We start from the raw sequence: 20,033 nt of genomic DNA, 5'->3' as shown, positions 1-20,033 counted from the left end.
TCAGGAATGCCGTCGCGGCCCCTACATCAGATCAGCTTCGCTCCCCAGAGCCTCAAGGAGCCTGTTGTAGACCAGCCTGACCCTGGCCGGAACCGGAGATTGCTGCGAGCGGTAGACATACAGGCTGATCGGCTTCGGTGCGTCGGACTCCAGGGCCGTGACCAGCCGCCCGGCGCGGATATGAGGCAATGCCAGGTGGCCGGCGATCTGGCCGAAGCCCAGTCCCGAGAGCACGGCCTGGCATTCGCTTTCCGGATCGTTGGTGATAAACGCCGGCGCCGGGGCAATGAACTGGCGGTTTTCGCTGAACTTCCAGGGCCACGGGCGCCCGGTATTGCCGTCGATCATCAGGGTGAGCGGTTTGTGCTGGAGGTCGTCGACCGCCTTCGGCAAACCGACGCGAGACACCAGTTCGGGGGAGCCGACCACATACAGAAAGGCCTTGGCCACTTCGCGCGCGACAAAGCGGCTATCGCGCATCGGGCCTATGCGAATACCTACATCGATCTGTTCCTCGACCACGTCGGCGATCACGTCGGACAGCCGCAAATCAAGGACCAGGCCGGGATGTTCGCGCAGCAGCGGGGCCAGTGCATCGACCACGAACTGGCGGCCCAGGGAGCCGGGGGCCGCCAGGCGCACCACTCCGTGGTGATCGGAAGCGGCCCGCAGATCCGAACGGTGATACAGGGCATCCACCCCGCTCACCGCCATTCGCGCACGCTCGACCAACTGCACGCCAAAGGTACTGAGTTGAACACCGCGCGTGCTGCGATGAAACAGCAGTTCGCCCAATTCGTCCTCGAATTCGCGAATGACCCGGGTGACCACCTGGGGCGATACCCCCAGTTTTGTCGCGGCCTCGCGAAAGTTGGCCGAATCCGCCGCGACCACAAAAATACGCAAGCCTTCCAATCTGTTTTTCAAACGCCGCTCCAGAAAATTCGACGCCAGCGTTTTCGACAAGGCCACATCCAGGGCTTGGCGGATGTGGCCATACGCTTGGGTCAGCTGCCACTGCCGGCGATAGTAATGTAATCGGTATAGACCTGCGGCGCTCCGGAGAAAGACGCCAACTGCCGCCACTCCTCGTACATGCGCTCGCTCTCCGGGTGCTCGCGGACAAATGTCAGGGCCTTGTCCGTCGACACATCCAGTTCGGGGTGGAAGGAGTTCAGCGACTCCAGGCTTTCGATTTCCAGCATTACCGCATACTGGTCGAGACGGTTGCCGCCCTGCCCCTTGAGTATATGAAACTTCCAGCCCGGATAGTCTTCCACGCGATGGATATTGTCGGTAATGAAGCGCTCGAAGGTTTGCGCCGTCACGCCGGAGCGCAGGGCCAGATTATGGATGCCCACCACGCGGGCTACGGGTTTGAGGCCTGCACCGGCCTGGTAGTTCGGACCTTCCGCCAGCGAGCTGTTGGTATTCTCGGCCAGGAGTGAATAGGTGGAGAAAATGGTCGGCAGCTCGGCGAAGGTGGAAAAGGTTTTCCATTCGACAATCAGGGCCTGCGCCCGCGCATGCTCCTGCCAGAAGTCCCGCGCATGGGCGGTCTGCTCGCCGTTGCGGTCGATATAGTGGGCGTACTGCTCTGCGCTGGGAGCTTCGAACAGCATCAGGTACTGGTTTTCCCTCTCGCCGCGCAAGCCTTTGAGCAAGGTCCAGCGCCAACCCGGATAGGCCGGGATGCCCACGCCGCGCTCGCGCACGAAATCTTCGAAATGTTCCGCGGTGACGCCTTTTTTAAGATTCAGGCCGATGTAGTGCAGGCTGAAAACCGGGGCGGACAATTGACTCATAAGAACTCCATTGAATGACAACGTCGGGACGGAATAAAAGGTTCAGGCTCGGAGCTGCCGCCATCGGGGCCTCAACGGGTAATGCGCCGGGCGCTGCAACAGACCAGCAGCATGATCACCACGCCCGCGCTGAATGCGGTGGTCAGGCTGGAGTGGTGGGCGACCAGGCCGATCAGCGCCGGGCCGCTCAACAGGCCCGTGTAGCCGACCAGGGTCACGGCCGACAGCGCGAAGCTCGACGGCACCCCGGCCTGGTTGCCGGCGGCGGTGAACAGGATCGGGACGATATTGGACAGGCCGATGCCGGTCAGAATGAACCCGGCGAGGGCAATACCCGGAAGATCGACCAGGACGATCAGCAGCAACCCGACCGTGGCGCAGGCGCCGCCGAGCATCAGCATGCGCTGGCGGCCGATGGCATTGACCAGGCGATCGCCATACAACCGGCCCAGCGCGACGGCGATGGAGTACAGGGTGTAGCCAAAACCGGCATGACTCTTCTCCATGCCGCGCTCGGTATGCAGGAACACCGCCGACCAGTCCAGCATCGCGCCCTCGACCATGAAGATGAAAAAGCACAGCAGCGCAATAAACAGGGTCCCCGGATGCGCCAGCGCCTGCAGGGTGCCTTCGGACTCGGCGCTTTGCGTTGGCCGTCTTGGCAACAGATGAGTGGAAGCCTGCATCACCACCAGGGCGATCAACACCACGACCAGCAGAATTGCCTGCAGCGGCATGAGTCCTGCCCACAGCAGCAGACTGACGCCCCCTGCCCCCGCGACGCCGCCGAGACTGTAGAAGCCGTGAAACCCCGACATCCGCGCCTGCCCGCTATCGCGTTCGACAATCACCGCCTGGGCGTTCATCGACACGTCCAGCAGGCCATTCACCGCGCCAAAGACCAGCAAGGCGCCGCCAATCGCCACGGCGGACGTGGCCTGCATCATGAACGGCAGGATCAGGCAGAACACTGCTGCGCAGGCCAGGATCAGCGCCCGGCAACCGAATCGGGCAATGGCCCGCCCGGCAAACGGCATCACCAGCATGGAGCCCGCGGCAATACAGAACAGCAGCAGGCCCAGGGGGCCATCGTCGATGCCGAGCCGCGACTTGACGAAGGGAATCAGCGGCGCCCAGGACGCCATGCCCAGCCCGGCCACGAAAAAGATCCCGCGCGTGGCCTGCTGCTGGCGCAGATTCGCGGCGAGCCGCGGGTGCAGTACATGGGTATTCACCGGACGATCACCCCTGGCTCTGCGCCACCGACAGATAGTCGGTGTAGATCTGCGGCGAGCCGGAAAACGAGGCCAGTTGCTTCCACTCCTCGTACATCTGCTTGGTGTCGCGGTGGGCCCGGGCGAATTTCGCCGCCTCATCGGTGGCGATATCCGGCTCCGGGTAGAACACATCGAGCGCCGCCAGGCTGGCGATCTCCATCATCACCACGTACTGGTCCAGGCGATTGCCGCGCTCGCCCTTGAGCAGATGGAATTTCCAGTCCGGGTAGTCCTCGATGCGCTGGTGGTTCTGTGCAATAAAGGTCTCGAAGGTTTCGGCGCGGACATCCGGACGCAGCGCCAGGTTGTGGATGCCGATCACCCGTGCGACGGGTTCCGCGCCCACTCGTTCCTGATAACGCGGGCCGTGGGGCACGGTACTCTTGCGGTTTTGCGCCAGCAGCCGGTAATCGGTGTACAGGGTCGGCAGTTCGCTGAAGGTGCCGTAGCGTTTCCACTCGCCGAGGATGTCCGATGCCTCGGGATGCTCGCGCCAGAACTGCCGGGCCAGCTCCGTCTTGTTGCCGTCGGCGGCCTGGTAACGATCACGCTGCTCGGCGCTGGCGATCTCGAACAGCATCAGGTACTGCCCTGCCCGCTCGCCCCGCAAGCCGCGCAGCAGGGTCCAGCTCCAGCCCGGATAGCTGGGAATGTGCACGCCTTTGTGACGCACGAAGGTTTCGAACTGTTGCGCCGTTATCCCGGCTTCGGTATCGATCGCGATGTAGTACAGGCTGAAGACTGGCGCGGATGAAGTGGCTTGCTGTTCCATCGGTGGCTCTCCTCAGGCTTGCGGCGTGACGAACTGGGTGTTGATCACGGCTTCGACCAGCGTCACGCCATTGGGCGTCAGGCTGACCCGGTCGCCCTCGACGGTGACCAGCGCCTTCTCCACCAGGGTATCGAGGGTGCGGCTGATGATCGGGTTCTCGAACAGGCTGCGGCCTTCGAAACGCTGCCTGAAGACCAGGTCATCCACCGGGATCAGCGTCGACAGCGCCATCTTGAAAGCATTGACTTCACGTTGCAGCGGCGAGACGCCACGGCTGGCGTCGATGGGCAGGCGATCCTCGTCGAGCGCCTGTTTGTACTTGCTGTAGCCGGTGATATTGATGGCTTCGGCACGGGTGCATTTCGAGCTGCCGCCGAGGCCGATGGCAACTTCCGGGTACTGCTTGTCGAGGTCGGTGATAAGCCCCTTCCACTTCTCCGGCTGGCGGTGGTTCTGGTGGAAGTACATGGTCGGGTGTTCGCCGTAGCCGGCAGCCAGGTACTGCTCGACCACTTCGCGCATCTGGTACTGCTTGCCGAGACCGGGGAAGGTCATGTCGTTGATGTTGATCAGGCCCTTGCGCTGCCAATGACTCTGCTTCTCCCCGGACACCCCGGTGCGGCTTTTCATGAACTCTTCCATGTGCAGCTTGGCGATGACCACATGGGAGAGCTCGAGCTCCAGGGTCTTCTCCATGTCGTATTTCACATCGTCGACGCTTTGGCCGAGCATGCCGTAGATCAGGTCGACGCTGACCCAGTCGAGACCGATTGCCCGGGCGTGATGGATGGTTTCCTCGCACTCGTCGGCCGAATGCATGCGTCCGCAGGCCGAAATGATGCGGTCATTGAAGGACTGGGTACCGAAGCTGATCTTGGTGAAACCCAGTTCCTTCAACAGTTGCAGGTAGGGTTTGTTCAGGGTGCCCGGCTCGCCTTCGAAGCGCATGGTGGCGGCCGAGAAGTTGAAATGACTGTGATAGAACGCCATCAGGCGGCGCAGTTCCGGCTCCGGCAGCAGCGACGGCGTACCGCCGAAGATGTTGAATTCGCCGACTTCGGCCTGGGCCAGGCTGGGGACTTTCTGCAGCCACATGGTGGCTTCCTTGATGTTGTAGTCCACCAGTTCGCGGAACACCACCTGCGAGGAGGCCGCCTTGGGATTGAGGATCACCGTCGGGTACTGGCAGAAATGGCAGCGATAACGACAGGTGGGAATATAGGCCCACAGATGGATCTGCCGGGCCTGGCCGATTTCGCGGTCCATGTCGGCAAAAAAGGACGGCAGCGGATACTCGGGGATATCACCGGGGAACACGTGGCAGCCGAACGGATCGTTGAACACGTAGTCGAGGAAGGCGCTGTTCTCCGGGCGTGCGAGGAATTCATGGACCCGTGGCAGCGGATAGTTCGGGTCGATATCGTTGAGTGAACCCAAGGCTTCGTTGTTCATCAGAATACCCCTCCATTGGCAAAGTAGTTGTGCGCGGCACCGGACTCGCGGTCTTCGGCGAAGTAGTAGACAAAGCGCTCGAAATCCTCGGGCTTGACCGTGTCGAAACACTTCGGCAAGGGCGGCGCAAAGCCGATGTCCTCGCCCACGGCGCGCCGCAGGGCGGCGAAGATTTCCTCGCGGAACTCGAAATACAGGCGGTAGGACGGGGTCTTGTAGGCGTGGATGGGCTTGAAGTCGATCACCCGCGACTGATGCTTGATCTCATGGATGCGCTGGTACATGCGATCGGCCACCGGCCCGCCGAAGAACTCGCGCACCGCCGGGTTTTCCACGAGGATCTGCGGGTTGAGCAGTGCCGGCAGCACGATGTTCTTGGGCACGTAGTCCTTGATCGAATAGTCCCAGGCCTGGCGTGACTGTTCGGGCGTGGTGTCGCGCAACGTCGGGATCTGCTCCTCCACGTCCGGGCGCACGTCCTTCATGATGATGATCCCGTCCTGGCCGTAGGCATTGCCGGTGATCACCTCGTCGAGGATGGTGTCCACCCGGCGGCTGTTGATCTCGATCCGCGATTCGTGGGCGTAGACCGGCTTGCCACCCCAGGCGATCACCCGGATGCCGAAGTCCCAGTCATCGGAGAGGTGTTCGACAAAACGGTCATTGTCCAGCTGGTAGAAAATCTCGATGCCGCCGACCTTGTCGTAGAGGGCACGCTCGACGGCAAAGCCCTTGCCATCGGGGAAACCGCCGAACAGTGAGAACGACACCTCGCGACAGCGCAGGGTCTTCTGGATCTCGTTGAGCAGGTTCGGGCGTTTGCCGAAGGACGCTTCGTTGTAATAGTAATTGCAGGTACCGAGGTCGCCGTTTTCCTCGATCATCCTGGTAATCAGCGCGTGCAGCCAGTACGGGTCCACGGTGCAGTCGGCATCGGCGGACGCAATGTAGTGCTTGCTTTCGACTCCCAGGCGGATGTCGCGCTGTTTCGAGCGCACGGAGGCGTAATCCATGCCGCGTTTCCTCGCGGACGAAACACCCTGGATGCGCTCCTGGATGACGTGGATATCCAGGGACGGGTTGCTGGCCTTGAAACGATTGATCTTTTCCACTGAATCATCTGTCGAGTTGTTATCGACAATAATCAACTCATAGGTGGAGTGGGTAATCAGGTCGCCCCGGGTTTTCTGATTGAAGAGTGAGTCCAGTACACTGTCGATACGATCACTTTCGTTATACAGCGGCAGTACCACCGAAACAAAGACAGCATCACGCATAATTCCTCCAGAAGAACTCAAGTCAAGCATGCCTATTACATTGTTGGAGAGCACCCGCTGGCCAATGGAAAAGTTTCTGTGAGCCACTTGCTCCATCAGCGCCTGGTTATTCAATAGCTGGTAGACTTCATTGATGAACGCATCATCGGGCAGGCCGTCGCGATCTTCCGAGATCGCCATGACCGGCGCTTCAAATCCATGCTGTCCGTACACTTCCTGGTAATACTCATAGTTACTGGTGATATAACAGCGCTGGCTGCTGATCGATTCGCCCACGGGATTGCCGTAGCTGTCATACCCCCATGAAGTGAGAAAGGAAACCAGGTCGCAGGAGTAATACAGGTCTTCAATAGTCGTGGTTTTATCGTTCGACGGCATATAGTCATGGGACAACGAACCGACAAACTTGATAAAGGGTTCGACCTGCAGTTCCGTGACCATTGTATTCAAGGCGGCAAAGTAGCCGGGATGCTCGTCGGGATCGCCGGCAACCGCGAGATAGACTTTGCGCCGGCTGCCGTTTTGCGTAAACAACTGGTTCAGGCGGTGAACCAGGTAGATATCCCGGTCCGGGCGTTTTTGCGGAATGATGCGGGTCGTGCGAGCGATCAGGATATCGCTGTCGCGGATGTCCAGGCTTTCCTTGATGTTGGTGTGGCGACCTTGCCCGCTGAAGTCGTAGGTGTTCTTGCGCACCTGGACTTCGACGGCATGGTCACACCACTCCTCCAGCTTGTGCTTGAGATGGTTGTTGAGGGTCACATAGCCGATATAGCGCGACTGCACCGGCTTGATCGCATGGGGATAAGGCTCCGGGCCGTATTTCATCACGGTCTTTTCGCTGCTCCACATCAGGTCGTGATCGCGCCAGATGACAAAGCTGCCCATGCGGTGCTTGTCGCCATAGGTTTCGATGGCCAGGTACAGGGCCTGGGTATAGATGATGTTTTCCGGGAGGGTGGCGTTTTCAACGATCACATAACGGATATCCAGCCGTTCCCATAACTGCACAATCCGTTGGGCCAGTACCTGTGACGATTCGCGAATGGCACCCAGGAGCCGCTGTTTTTCTTCCGGGGAAGCCGCGGTCTTTTGTCCGATCAGGATGGCGTGTGAGTGCTCTATGAAGTCCACGTTGTAATGGGGGACGCTATCGATAGCCTCGATACGCACCAGGGTAAAGATGTCCTTGTAGAGGCTTTTTTCGTAATCGTAGGGCTTGTTGAAGTTGCCTTTGTCGACCTTGATGTCATAACCAAGATCGAGGTATGAAGTCACTTCGTTGCGCAGCAGGGTTTTCGCGAGCTTCAAGGCTTCGACGGTAATGCCGGATACTGCAACAGCATCAAATGATATAAATATAGCTCCAGCAGGCATGGCAGATCCCTCAACCAATATTAATGTGTTGATTCTCACGCGCTTAAAACGGCTAGCTTTAAATCATGCATAGGCTTGGACGTAGCGTTAAGTTTCTGGCTTAACGCCATCTAAATGCCATCGGTTCTTCTCCAGGAATTTATTGCAGGCAACTACCTGCCCGTCTCGGGCATGGGTGTTAATACAGGGAGAAACTCAACTCATCAGGCGCGACAACATCGCTCGACGGTGGGGTCTTTTCGGTTCAGGCAAAACCATACGGGTAGTTCATTACGGTTCATGCTCTTTATCCTTTGCGGGATCTTGTTATGAAGAGCTTTGTGGGTAACATTTCGTAATAAACCTACTCGTCTGTACGAGTTAAATCAACAGTCCGATCAACATATTTTGAAAATTTTTAGTCATGGCATAATGCCCTTAACTTATGCCTGTCTCGCTGACAGGTGTACCGAGCGGGCTTGGTAAACACGGCCCTTGTAGGAGCCTGGCTTGCCAGCGAGAGGCCCGTGAGTTCGCTAAAAGCTTCGCGGGCAAGCCCGGCTCCTACAGGTTACGTGGCGTTTTCGAGATTTCGGTTCCTTAAACGAGCAGCATCGCTTGTCACAGGGTGATTGACGCCTGGAAACTCACGTAATAGTTTAAGTTACGTCAAATGCCGGACAGCCGAATCACCATGACCGAATTCTGGGAAAACGCCTTTACCGAAAACCAGCTGATGTGGGGCTTCGAGCCGACCGCGTCGGCCATCCTTGCCAACGACAGTTTCGTTCAAGCGGGTGTCAGGGACGTGCTGATCCCCGGCATCGGCTATGGCAGGAACGCCGGGGTCTTTCTCGAGCACGGCATGTCCGTCACCGGGATCGAGATCGCCGATACGGCCATCGCCCTCGCCCGCTCCCGGCTTGGCCTGCAGATTCCCATTCATCACGGCCCGGTCAGCGATATGCCGTACGACAACCGGCAGTACGATGGCATCTTCTGCCATGGGCTGATTTACCTGCTCGATGCCACCGGGCGCGCCAAGCTGCTGCGCGACTGCTACCAACAGCTGGCAGCTGGCGGCCAGATGGTCTTCACGGTGATCTCGAAACAAGCGCCGATGTACGGCCAGGGCAAACGGCTGGGAGAGGACTGCTACGAAAGAGCCCCCGGCCTGCCGATGTTCTTCTACGACGCTGTCTCGGTCGAGCGTGAGTTCGGCGCCTTCGGGCTGGTAGCGTTCAGCGCCATCGATGAGCCGGCGGGCAGTGGCAGCCTGCCGTTTATCCATGTGGTCTGCCGCAAGGACGACTGAAGCAGCCAGTCGCCCTCCTCCCGACTCAATGCGCGTCAGCCGACGGCTGCTTCGGTGGCTGGACCTTGCGCATCAGTGGCACCAGGGCCGTGGCGAACACAAAGCAGACCATGATCACCAGAAAGGCATCGGCATAGGTCAGGGTCTGCGCTTCACGCCAGGTCAGCACCCACAGCTGGCGCAAAGCGATCTGGCTGGCGTCGAGGCTGCTCTGGCCGAGTACCTGGGCGTTGTCGCTCAACTGCTCCAGCCACAGGTTCATGCTTTCGTTGCGAATGTTCAGGTGTTCCGCCAGGCGCAGGAAATGCAGGTTGGTGCGGTCGTTGAGCACCGTGGCACAGGCCGCGATACCGATGGCCCCGCCAAGGTTGCGCATCAGGTTGAACAGCCCCGAGGCGAGTTTCAGTCGCGCGGGTGCCAGGGCACCGAGGGTCAGGGTCACGGTCGGCGCCACCGTCAACTGCTGGGCAAAGCCACGTATCGCTTGCGGCAGCAACAGCTCCTTGGCGCCCCAATCATGGGTGATCGGTGCAAAGTTCCACATCGACAGACCGAACAGCGCCAGGCCGATCATCAGGATCCAGCGCAGGTCGATACGGCCCGCCAGGAAGGCGTACACCGGGATTGCCAGCAACTGGAAGATGCCCGTGGAGAACACCGCCAGGCCGATGTCGAATGCACCGTAGCCGCGCACCCGACCGAGAAACAGCGGCGTCAGGTAGATGGTGGCGAAGATGCCGATCCCGGTGATAAAGGAGAACAGGCAACCCAGGGCGAAGTTGCGATCGCCCAGGGCGCGCAGGTCGACAATCGGCTCTTCGATCTCCAGGCAGCGCCAGATAAACAGCGCCCCGCTCACTGCCGCCACCCAGGCCGTGGTGGTGATGGTGCTGTCACTGAACCAGTTCCAGCGCGGCCCCTCCTCCAGGGTGTACTCCAGGCAGCCGAGGAACACCGCCATCAGCACGATACCGATGTAGTCGGCGCCCTTGAGCAGCGCCGGGTTCGGTTTGTCGACCTTGACCAGCATCGGCACGGCCAGGGTCACGAACAGGCCGGGCACCAGGTTGATATAGAACAGCCAGTGCCACGAGGAAATATCGGTGATCAGGCCGCCCACCGCCGGGCCCAGGGTAGGTGCCAGCGAGGCAATGGCGCCGATGGTCGAGGCGGCGACGATCCGCTGCTTGCCGCCGAAGTAGATAAAGGCCGTGGTGAACACCAGCGGAATCATCGAACCGCCAAGGAAACCCTGCAGAGCCCGGAAGACGATCATGCTCTGGATATTCCAGGCCATCGCACACAGCAGGCTGGTCAGGGTGAAGCCCGCGGCGGAAGCGGCGAACAGCCAGCGGGTGCTCATCACCCGGGACAACCAGCCCGACAGCGGAATCACGATGATCTCGGCGATCAGGTAGGCCGTCTGCACCCAGGCGGTGTCGTCCGCGCCGGCCGACAGACCGCCGCCGATATCCTTCAGGGAAGCGGACACGATCTGGATATCGATCAGCGCGATGAACATGCCGACGCACATGCAGGCGAAGGCGGCGACCTTTTGCCGGGTGGTCAGCGTCGGCAGCTCGCTGCTCATGGCCGGTCGGCCTGGGCAACGGCGGGCAGGGTTTCCGGCTTGTCGCGGGTGTTCACTTCGGTCATGACCGAGAGGCCGGGACGCAAGGCACCGAAGTCGGCATCGTCGCCATCAAGGCGAATCCGTACCGGCACGCGCTGGACAATCTTGGTGAAGTTGCCGGTGGCGTTCTCCGGTGGCAACACGCTGAACTGCGCACCGGTGGCCGGTGCCAGGCTTTCGATATGGCCGTGGAACTCCCGGCCAGGAAGGATATCGGCCTTGACGCTGACCGCCTGGCCGATCTGCATGCGCGATAACTGGTCTTCCTTGAAGTTGGCATCCACCCACAGGCCATGGGCCGGTACCACCGAGACCAACTGGCTGCCGGCGGCGGCATAGGCGCCGACCTTGGCCCGGCGATTGCCGACATAACCGTCCACTGGCGCGCGCAGTTCGGTGTAGCCGAGGTTCAGTTGTGCCTGGTCGCGTTCGGCCTGGGCCTGTTCGAGCATGGCCTGGGCCTGCTGCCGCTGGGTATCGATCACCGCCAGTTGCCGCCGTGCCGCCAACAGCCCCGCCTGGGCGTGGGCCCGCTCGGCCTGGGCGGTCTTCCAGGTGGCGTCGGCGCGCTGGGCGCTTTCGACGGAGACGGCCTGGCTGCGCACCAGGGTCTGATAACGCGCATGATCGTCATGGGCGCGCTGGGCTTCGGCTTCGCTGGCATCGATCTGCGAGCCGGCCTGGCTGATCAGCGCCTGCTGCAACTGCTCGGTGGCCGCCAGATTGGCCAGGCTCGCCCGTTGCGCGGCCACGGCACCCTCGGCCTTGGCCAGCGCGGTGCGATAGTCACGGACATCGATCCGCGCCAGCAGGTCGCCGGCCTTGACGAACTGGTTGTCGACCACCGCCACCTCGGTGATATAGCCCGGCACCTTGGCGCTGATCACCGTGACCTCGGCACCGATATAGGCATCGTCGGTGTCTTCGATAAACCGCCCGGCCAACCACCAGTGACTGCCGTAGGCCGCCGCGCCGGCGACGGCCAGGGCGAGCACGGCCAGACGCACGAGCTTTTTCCTGCTGACCGGGGCGGCTGGAGTGACGGCGGCCGCTTCTAGAGCGGGTGTAACTTGGCCGGGTGCAACGCGGACTTGAGCGTCCATGGTGAGTGACCTCTGCAAACAGATTAATTGGGGAACGGACTGACCAGGGTGTCGTCCAGCGGGTGGGCCTGGCCGGTTCGCACGCGCCACTGGCTCAGCTCGTCGGCGTCCGCGGTGACATGGACCCGGTGCCCTTCGCGGGTGATGCGCTTGCCGGTATTGGCATCCATCAGCGCCAGGTCCACCGGCTGGCCGGTGGCCTCATCGGCCAGGTAGACCCTGCGCGAACCTTTGGCATGCTTCGCGCCCCAGGCCATGAGGGTCAGGATCACCGGCCGCAGATCACGACCGGCCTCGGTGAGGTGGTATTCGTAGCGCGGCGGCTTGTCCTGATAGGGACGCCGCTCCAGCAGGCCGGCAAGCACCAGGTCGTTAAGGCGCCGGGTCAGGGTGTTGGTGGCAATGCCCAGGCTGTTGAGGAAGTCATCGAAACGGCGCAACCCATAAAAGGCATCGCGCAGGATCAACAGACTCCAGCCGTCACCCAGTTGCTCCAGGGCTCGGGCAACAGGACAAGGCATCGGGTGAAAGCTGGCTCTTTTCATGATCGCTTCCGGCATCGGCGATAAAAATTACATTCATAATATTTCATGCCAACTTTCATTATGCAAGTGACTATTTTCCGGTGTGCAAAACCACTCGTCGGGGATGCGCTATTTTGCCGTGGGCTTATACTGCCGGCCGTGTTGAATACTTCATCGAACAAGAGATCCCCATGGCCAATCCAGACATCACCTTCACGCCCGATCCCGACGCGGACTCCATCTCCTCCGACGTCGCCGGTTTCGCCGGCCTGCTGGTCTCCACCCAGATCCCCACCCGCGCCGATGGCAGCCTGGAGCTGGGCGATATCACCTTGCAGAGCGAATGCACCCTGCAGGCCCTCAAGGTCGCGCTGGAAAAAGCCGGCAGCTCGCTGGATCGGGTCCTGCACCTGACCATCTACCTCACCGACATCACCGACCGGCCGGCTTTCAACGAGGTCTACAAGCGCTTCTTCGCCAAGCCATGGCCTGTACGCGCCGCTATCGGCGTGGCCGCGCTCGGCGTCGAAGGCATGAAAGTCGAAGTCACCGCGATGGCCGCAAAGGCCTGACGCGGATGATCGTTCCCACGCTCCGGCGTGGGAATGCCTCACTGGACGCTCTGCGTCCGCTCTTGTGACGCGGAGCGTCACGGGCTGCATTTATTCAGTGGGACTTGTGTAGAACGATGAGCGCAGAGCGTGGGAACGATCGATGAAGGACCGCGTTGCTCGCGGTTGCGGCGGCAACGGGTGCCGCCCAGGTCGTTTCGCCGCTACAATGCACGCCTTGACCGTGAAGCCTGACTAAAAAAACATGTCCCTACCCAAGCATCACCTGGAATTGCTCAGCCCTGCCCGCGACGTGGCGATTGCCCGCGAGGCCATCCTGCACGGCGCCGATGCCGTGTATATCGGCGGCCCGAGCTTCGGCGCCCGCCACAACGCCTGCAACGAAGTGAGCGATATCGCCCAGTTGGTGGAGTTCGCCCGGCGTTATCACGCCAGGGTCTTCACCACCATCAACACCATCCTGCACGACAATGAGCTGGAACCGGCGCGCAAGCTGATCCACCAGCTCCACGATGCCGGTGTCGATGCGTTGATCGTCCAGGACCTGGGCGTGATGGAACTGGATATCCCGCCGATCGAGCTGCATGCCAGCACCCAGACCGATATCCGCACCCTGGCCCGGGCCAAGTTCCTCGACCAGGCCGGTTTCTCCCAACTGGTCCTGGCCCGCGAGCTGAACCTGCAGGAGATCCGCGCGATTGCCGACGAGACCGACGCGGCCATCGAGTTCTTCATCCATGGCGCGTTGTGCGTGGCGTTTTCCGGCCAGTGCAATATCTCCCACGCGCAGAACGGCCGCAGCGCCAACCGTGGCGACTGCTCCCAGGCCTGCCGCCTGCCCTATACCCTCAAGGACGACCAGGGTCGCGTGGTCGCTTTCGAAAAACACCTGCTGTCGATGAAGGACAACAACCAGAGCGCCAACCTGCGCGCCCTGGTCGACGCCGGCGTGCGCTCGTTCAAGATCGAGGGGCGCTACAAGGACATGGGCTATGTGAAGAACATCACCGCCTACTACCGTCAGCGCCTCGACGAAATCCTCGAAGACCGCCCGGACCTGGCCCGTGCCTCCAGCGGCCGTACCGCGCACTTCTTCCTGCCGGACCCGGAAAAGACCTTCCACCGCGGCAGCACCGACTACTTCGTCAGCGACCGCAAGATCGATATCGGCGCCTTCGACACCCCGACCTTCACCGGCCTGCCGGTGGGCGTGGTGGAGAAAGCCGGCAAGCGTGACCTGCAGGTAGTGACCTTCGAACCGCTGTCCAACGGTGACGGCCTCAACGTGCTGATCAAGCGCGAAGTGGTGGGTTTCCGTGCCAATATCGCCGAAGCCAAAGGCGAATTCGAAGAAGATGGCGAGAAGCGCTATCGCTACCGCGTCGAGCCCAACGAAATGCCGGCCGGCCTGCACAGCCTGCGGCCGAACCACCCGCTGAACCGCAACCTGGACCACAACTGGCAACAGGCCCTGCTGAAGAACTCCGCCGAGCGCCGCATCGGTCTGTCCTGGGTCGCCCGTCTGCGCGAGGCGTGTCTGGAGCTCACCGCCACCAGCGAAGAAGGTATCAGCGCCAGCGTCGCCCTGGACGGTCCGTTCGGCCTGGCCAACAAGCCGGAACAGGCCCTGGAGCAACTGCACGACCTGCTTGGCCAACTGGGCACCACCCAGTACCACGCCACGGCCATCGAGCTGGATGCACCCCAGGCGTTCTTCATTCCCAACTCGCAGCTCAAGACCTTGCGCCGCGAAGTGATCGAAGCCCTGACCAGCGCGCGTATCGCCGCTCACCCCCGTGGCGGGCGCAAGGCCGAGACCAGTCCACCACCGGTGTACCCGGATTCGCACCTGTCGTTCCTGGCCAACGTCTACAACCAGAAGGCCCGCGACTTCTACCACCGTCACGGCGTCAAGCTGATCGATGCGGCCTACGAGGCTCACGAGGAAACCGGCGAGGTGCCGGTGATGATCACCAAGCACTGCCTGCGTTTCTCCTTCAACCTGTGCCCGAAACAGGCCAAGGGCGTCACTGGCGTGCGCACCAAGGTCGCGCCGATGCAGTTGATCCACGGTGACGAAGTGCTGACCCTGAAGTTCGACTGCAAGCCGTGCGAAATGCATGTGGTCGGCAAGATCAAGGGGCATATCCTCGACCTGCCGCAACCGGGCAGCGCCGTGGTCGGCCATATCAGCCCGGCCGATCTGCTCAAGACCATTCCCCGCGCCCCGCACTGAGTGAAAGGCGAGGACGGCCGTTCTCGTCACGGGCAGAAATAAAGTCGTCGGCAAGACCCGCAAGGCTTGCATATCGACCCATTGCCCTCTTCAATGAGCAGGCCCCGCCCGACCCGGTTTCCGGTGTCGGGCCCCTGTTTCCCGTTTCGAGATGAGCCAGATGGATCTGCGCCAGCAACCCGCCCCATGGAAGGCCTTGTGGGCTCTCCCCGTCCCTACCCGTTGGCTGCTGCTGGGCATCGGCGTGTCGCGTATCGCTTCGTTCATGGTCTGGCCCTTTATCGTGGTGGCGATGAACAAGCGCTTTGGTACGCCGATCACCGATATCGGCGCGCAACTGGCCCTCGGTGCGCTGATCTCCATCGCCCTCTCGCCCCTGGCCGGTTTTCTCGGCGATAGCTTCAATGCCCGCAACCTGATGGGCTTCGGCTGCGTCCTCGGCGCCGCTTGCTTCCTGCTGATGGGACTGGCGCCCGGACAAACCAGCTACTTCGTCGCGATCATCGGCATGGCGGTGGCCCACAGTATCCTCGAACCGCTGCTGCGGGTGCTGTTGAGCGATACCGTGGCCACCGACGAAGAGCGCACCTTTCTCTTCCATATCCGTTACTACGTGGTCAATTGCGCGGCGGCCAGCGGGCCGCTGATCGGCATGTGGTTCGCCAATCGCGAGAGCGACGCGGTGTTTCCCATCGCGGCCTGCGCCTACGGCCTGCTGGCGCTGACCATTGCCGGCGCCGCGCGCTATCGCTTGCAGTCAGCGCACCTCGCCGGGGCCGAGGCGATGTCGCCGCCCTTGCGCGAAGTGCTGCGGGCGATCCTCGGCAGCCGGCTGTTCCTGACCATCATCGTCGCCAACTTCTTCCTGGTGCTGGTCTATGCCCAGATCGATGAGTCGCTGACCTTCTACCTGCTGGAACTCAAGGTCGCGGACATCAACGGCCTGATCGCCATGATGAGCGTGACCAATGCCTCGGTGGTGCTGGTGTTCCACCTGTTCCTGATGGGCTGGCTGATCAACCTGGCGGACAAGCGCGCCTATGTCCTCGCCCTCGCCTGCCTGATGGTCGGTCACGCCATCATTGCCCTCAATATCGGGGCCTTGTGGTACGGCTGGGTCCTGGCGATCGGTTTTGCGACGCTGGCCGAGATCATCGTGATGCCGCTGTTCGCCACCCTGATCGACCGTCTCGCGCCACCAGGCATGCGCGGCAGCTTTATCGGTATTTCCATGCTCGCCGGCCTGGGTTCGGCGCTGGCGCCCCTGCTCGGCGCGCTGGTGATCAGCCACTTTGGCGGGGTCGTGCTGTTTTCCGTGCTGGCCCTGGCCTGCCTGCCCATCGGCTTGCTCGGCTACCGCGCGCTGGCGGCCGGTCAGCCGGTCGCCGTGCTTGAGCCGGCGGCATGAGCCTGGTGTGCATCGACGTGCCGGCACCGCCGCTGCCGGTGCTCGCGGGGGCGCGACTTCACGCCTGCCGTTTCCAGCACGGTCAGGTAGCCGTGACGGGATATGACGCCGGTCCGTTTGGTCACCTCGATCTGCCGCCGACCCTGGCCAGCGCGGTGCCCGGGCGACAGGCCGAGTATCTGGCCGGACGTTACTGCGTACGCCGCGCGGAACATACCCTGCACGGCCGCTACAGCCATATTGCCAGCGGCGCCGACCGCGCGCCGATCTGGCCGCCGGGGTTACACGGCAGTCTTTCCCATGCCGGTGGTTATGCCCTGGCGATTGTCAGCGCCAGTCAGTCGGGCTACCTGCTCGGCATCGATGTCGAGAACCTGGCCCGCGAGCCGGAACCCGAGGGCGTCCAGCGCCAGATCGCCAGCCGCGAGGAAATGGCCCTGCTTGAGCCCGTCCTCGACGCCGCCGGGGCCTTTACCCTGATGTTTTCCGCCAAGGAAGCGATCTACAAGGCGTTGTATCCCAGGGCCCGGCGCTTTATCGATTTTCATGAGGTGGCCTGTGTCGAGGCTGGCGCCGGCGGCCTGCTGTTCGAAACCCGTGACACGCTGCATGGCGTGCTGCCTCGTGACCTGCACCTGTCCGTGGCTTTTGCCCTGCAGGACGAGCGGGTCTTCACCCTCTGTCAGGTCGAACTCGGAGTGATCCAGGGATGAATCCTTACCAACTGTTGGCGCCACGCTCGTTCTGGCGCAGCGCCGTCGCGGAACAGACGGTTTCGTCAATGAGCGAACTGTGGCTGCCACAATTCGACATCGAGCGCGACGATGCCATCGTCACCGCCGGATCCTGTTTTGCCCAGCATATCGGCCGGGCGCTGGTGGCGCGCGGGATGAATTGGATCGACTCGGAGCCGGCACCGCCCGAGCTGTCGGACACCGAGTGCAAGGCCCGTCACTATGGCGTGTTTTCCTTGCGTACCGGCAACCTCTATACCCCGGCGATGTTGCGCCAGTGGCTGGAGTGGGCCTTGCAGGAACGGACGATGCCCGGGCAGGTCTGGACCGGTAACGGACGCTTCTTCGACCCTCTGCGTCCCGCCGTCGAGCCCGACGGCTACGCCAGCCTGGAAGCCCTGCAGGACGCCCGCCGGACCACGCTGGCGGCAATCAGGCAGGCGGTCCAGCGGGCCAAAGTGTTTGTCTTTACCCTGGGGCTGACCGAGGCCTGGGTCGATCGGCGGACTTCGCTGGTGTACCCGGTCTGTCCGGGCACGCTACATGGGACTTTCGATCCCCAGGCCCATGCCTTCCGCAATTTCGGTTTTCTCGACAGCTACCGTGAAATGAGCGCGGCCCTGGCGCTGCTACGTTCGGTGAATCCGCGGATCCGCCTGCTGCTGACGGTCTCGCCGGTGCCGCTGACGGCCACGGCCACCGGCCAGCACGCGCTGACCGCCACCACTTATTCCAAATCGGTGCTGCGGGCGGTCGCCGGTCAGCTGTGTGAAGAGCAGCAGGACGTCGACTATTTCCCGTCCTACGAGATCATCACCGGTACGCCGTTCAAGGGCGCCTTCTACCAGGACAACCAGCGCGAGGTCACCCCTGAGGGCGTGGCCTTTGTCATGCAGCAGTTTTTCGCCGCGCTCGAAGCGAAATCGACGGCCACCGCCGCGCCCACCCCTGCCGTTGTCCACCTGCCCAGCGAGGACCTTGTTTGTGAAGACGCCGTACTCGACTACTACGCCCAGCCCCAGGTTCCTGCTGCTGGGTGACTCCAACAGCGGACCGATCGGCAAGGCCGCCCAGGCCCGTGCCCTGCCGTTCAGCGGCGGACCGCTGGGGGCCGGGAGGGACTTCAATGTCGACTTCTTCGTGGCCTCGGCGGATGACCTGGGGTTTCGCGATCCGGAGATGGACCAGCGCTATCGCCAGGCCCTGGAACTGGCCGGCGTTGCGCGTCTGGGCCACTTGTCGGTGCCGCTGGTGAGTACCCTCGGCATGAGCGTGCACTTTCTCGCCAGCCGTCCGAACTGGCACTGCTATCAGGATGAGCACGGCGAGTTCGATCCGGGTTTTCTCTCCGGGCCGCTGTTCGAATCGATTATCGACGCCATGAGTCGCCATGCCCTGGCGTTCTACGAGCGCGTCCTGGCGCTGGGGCTCAAGGTGTTTGTCGTCCTGCCACCGCAGCGCGTGCCGGAGTTCTCCGATGCGCGGGTGTTCACGGCGGCGCAGGCCGTGCTGGTCCGCCGGTTCCGCGCGCTGGGCATCGAACTGATCGATGTGCGCAGCGCCGCGACGGCTGAGGACGGCTGGCAAGACCCGCGCTTCTGCGAGGTCGACGACCCCCTGCATGGCAATATCGCCTTTGGCGGGCTGATCGTCGAAGCCCTGCTCGCACGCGGGCTCTAGCCGAACCTGTCTACGCCCGCGGTGGTTCGCCGAGGATGGTCACCCGCTCGCCATAACGCGAGTGCGGGAAATAATCCCAGACCGCATGGTGCTGGGTGCAGCGGTTGTCCCAGAACACCAGGGTATTGGGCTCCCAACGTACCCTGCAGGTAAGGATCGGCTCCTGGGCCACCCGATCGAACAGCAGCTTGAGCAGCGCCTGGCTCTCGCCTTCGGACAACTGGGTGATATGCGAGGTGAAGCCGGAATTGACGAACAGCGTCCTGCGTCCGGTCTGCGGGTGGCGCACCACCACCGGATGCTCGTTTTTCGGCAGATCGGCGGGCGCCGGGTAGCCCTTCCACGGGATCGCGCCGTCATGGACCGCGGTCAGGCCTTGCAGAAAGTTCTGCATCGTCGGCGAGAGCATTTCCAGGGCCAGGTGCATATTGGCGAACAGGGTATCGCCACCCGTGCCGATGGCCGGGGTTTCCTTGATATACAGCATCGAGCCCAGCGACGGCGCCAGGTCGGCGGTGCCGTCGGTATGCCAGGCTTCGCCGGCGACGAAACGTGACTGCGCGGTGGCGCGGATCACCACCCGTTCCGGGTCATCGCCATCGATATCCTCCAGCGGCAGGGCCCGCAGCTCGCCGAACAACCGGCCAAAGGCCTTGTGCTGTTCGACGCTCAGGTGCTGGTCGCGAAACACCAGCACATGGTTCTCCAGAAACGCCCGGCGAATCTCCGCCAATTGTTCCGGTGCCAGTTCTCCGGACAGGTCGACACCGCCGATATGTGCGCCGATGATCGGCGTCAGGCGGTCAACCGTGATGTGCTGGTACGGCGCCCGGCGTTCGCCGGCGATCTTCTCGACTGCCTTCAATGCCCACTGATCCATGTTCCCTCA

Annotated in this window: 17 protein-coding genes; 7 read left to right on the top strand and 10 right to left on the bottom strand. The window is 62.1% G+C overall.

Annotated features, from left to right (window positions below; genetic code table 11):
• Nucleotides 1-21 precede the first annotated feature (21 nt).
• The 6 genes from HX851_RS25650 to HX851_RS25625 form a co-directional block, all read right to left on the bottom strand.
• Nucleotides 22-927 (bottom strand): LysR family transcriptional regulator, encoded by a 906-nt coding sequence (locus HX851_RS25650; protein WP_042936529.1) that lies wholly within the window; start codon nt 925-927, stop codon nt 22-24.
• A gap of 80 nt (nt 928-1,007) precedes the next feature.
• Complete coding sequence (locus tag HX851_RS25645) at nt 1,008-1,805, bottom strand: hypothetical protein (RefSeq protein ID WP_177065546.1); 798 nt, start codon at nt 1,803-1,805, stop codon at nt 1,008-1,010.
• A gap of 71 nt (nt 1,806-1,876) precedes the next feature.
• On the bottom strand, nt 1,877-3,040 hold the full coding sequence (locus tag HX851_RS25640) for an MFS transporter (protein WP_177065548.1): 1,164 nt from the start codon (nt 3,038-3,040) through the stop codon (nt 1,877-1,879).
• Between the two features lie 7 nt (nt 3,041-3,047).
• Nucleotides 3,048-3,854, bottom strand: coding sequence for a hypothetical protein (locus tag HX851_RS25635; protein ID WP_177056906.1), 807 nt, complete (start codon nt 3,852-3,854; stop codon nt 3,048-3,050).
• 12 nt (nt 3,855-3,866) lie between these two features.
• Nucleotides 3,867-5,306, bottom strand: a complete 1,440-nt coding sequence (locus HX851_RS25630) for a radical SAM protein (protein WP_177056905.1) — start codon at nt 5,304-5,306, stop codon at nt 3,867-3,869.
• Complete coding sequence (locus HX851_RS25625; RefSeq protein ID WP_256262848.1) at nt 5,306-7,894, bottom strand: glycosyltransferase family 2 protein; 2,589 nt, start codon at nt 7,892-7,894, stop codon at nt 5,306-5,308. Before HX851_RS25625 ends, HX851_RS25630 begins: the two co-directional genes overlap by 1 nt.
• Before the next feature lie 739 nt (nt 7,895-8,633).
• Here HX851_RS25625 and HX851_RS25620 point away from each other — a divergent pair.
• Complete coding sequence (locus HX851_RS25620; RefSeq protein WP_177056903.1) at nt 8,634-9,254, top strand: class I SAM-dependent methyltransferase; 621 nt, start codon at nt 8,634-8,636, stop codon at nt 9,252-9,254.
• A gap of 25 nt (nt 9,255-9,279) precedes the next feature.
• Here HX851_RS25620 and HX851_RS25615 read toward each other — a convergent pair whose 3' ends face one another.
• The 3 genes from HX851_RS25615 to HX851_RS25605 are packed head-to-tail and all read right to left on the bottom strand — an operon-like array spanning nt 9,280 to nt 12,535.
• Nucleotides 9,280-10,845: a DHA2 family efflux MFS transporter permease subunit gene (locus tag HX851_RS25615; protein WP_177065552.1), complete on the bottom strand. Its 1,566-nt coding sequence runs from the start codon at nt 10,843-10,845 to the stop codon at nt 9,280-9,282.
• The gene (locus HX851_RS25610) at nt 10,842-11,990 is read right to left on the bottom strand and encodes an HlyD family secretion protein (RefSeq protein WP_177065555.1); all 1,149 of its coding nucleotides are present in this window, start codon (nt 11,988-11,990) and stop codon (nt 10,842-10,844) included. The genes HX851_RS25615 and HX851_RS25610 overlap by 4 nt, the downstream gene beginning before the upstream one ends.
• A 23-nt stretch (nt 11,991-12,013) precedes the next feature.
• Entirely contained in the window at nt 12,014-12,535 is a 522-nt protein-coding gene (locus HX851_RS25605; RefSeq protein WP_177065556.1) for a winged helix-turn-helix transcriptional regulator, read from the bottom strand.
• A 170-nt stretch (nt 12,536-12,705) separates the two neighbouring features.
• Here HX851_RS25605 and HX851_RS25600 point away from each other — a divergent pair, with 170 nt between their 5' ends.
• The 6 genes from HX851_RS25600 to HX851_RS25575 all read left to right on the top strand — a co-directional run bounded on the left by HX851_RS25600 (nt 12,706) and on the right by HX851_RS25575 (nt 19,144).
• Nucleotides 12,706-13,086, top strand: coding sequence for a RidA family protein (locus HX851_RS25600; RefSeq protein WP_177056899.1), 381 nt, complete (start codon nt 12,706-12,708; stop codon nt 13,084-13,086).
• 244 nt (nt 13,087-13,330) lie between these two features.
• The gene (locus HX851_RS25595) at nt 13,331-15,322 is read left to right on the top strand and encodes a peptidase U32 family protein (RefSeq protein WP_177056898.1); all 1,992 of its coding nucleotides are present in this window, start codon (nt 13,331-13,333) and stop codon (nt 15,320-15,322) included.
• A 151-nt stretch (nt 15,323-15,473) separates the two neighbouring features.
• Nucleotides 15,474-16,730, top strand: a complete 1,257-nt coding sequence (locus tag HX851_RS25590) for an MFS transporter (RefSeq protein ID WP_177065558.1) — start codon at nt 15,474-15,476, stop codon at nt 16,728-16,730.
• The gene (locus HX851_RS25585) at nt 16,727-17,443 is read left to right on the top strand and encodes a 4'-phosphopantetheinyl transferase family protein (RefSeq protein WP_177056896.1); all 717 of its coding nucleotides are present in this window, start codon (nt 16,727-16,729) and stop codon (nt 17,441-17,443) included. The genes HX851_RS25590 and HX851_RS25585 overlap by 4 nt, the downstream gene beginning before the upstream one ends.
• Nucleotides 17,440-18,504, top strand: a complete 1,065-nt coding sequence (locus HX851_RS25580; protein WP_177056895.1) for a GSCFA domain-containing protein — start codon at nt 17,440-17,442, stop codon at nt 18,502-18,504. Before HX851_RS25585 ends, HX851_RS25580 begins: the two co-directional genes overlap by 4 nt.
• Entirely contained in the window at nt 18,449-19,144 is a 696-nt protein-coding gene (locus HX851_RS25575; RefSeq protein WP_177065560.1) for a hypothetical protein, read from the top strand. The genes HX851_RS25580 and HX851_RS25575 overlap by 56 nt, the downstream gene beginning before the upstream one ends.
• Nucleotides 19,145-19,154: 10 nt before the next feature.
• Here HX851_RS25575 and HX851_RS25570 read toward each other — a convergent pair whose 3' ends face one another.
• Nucleotides 19,155-20,024 carry a TauD/TfdA dioxygenase family protein gene (locus tag HX851_RS25570; protein ID WP_177056893.1) on the bottom strand — a complete coding sequence of 290 codons (870 nt, stop codon included), beginning with the start codon at nt 20,022-20,024 and terminating at the stop codon, nt 19,155-19,157.
• Between the last annotated feature and the right edge of the window lie 9 nt (nt 20,025-20,033).

This window comes from Pseudomonas gingeri (assembly GCF_013385635.1).
Lineage (GTDB): Bacteria > Pseudomonadota > Gammaproteobacteria > Pseudomonadales > Pseudomonadaceae > Aquipseudomonas > Aquipseudomonas gingeri_A.
The sequence above is the reverse complement of the archived record's forward strand: the minus strand, read 5'-3'. Positions and strand labels throughout refer to the sequence as shown.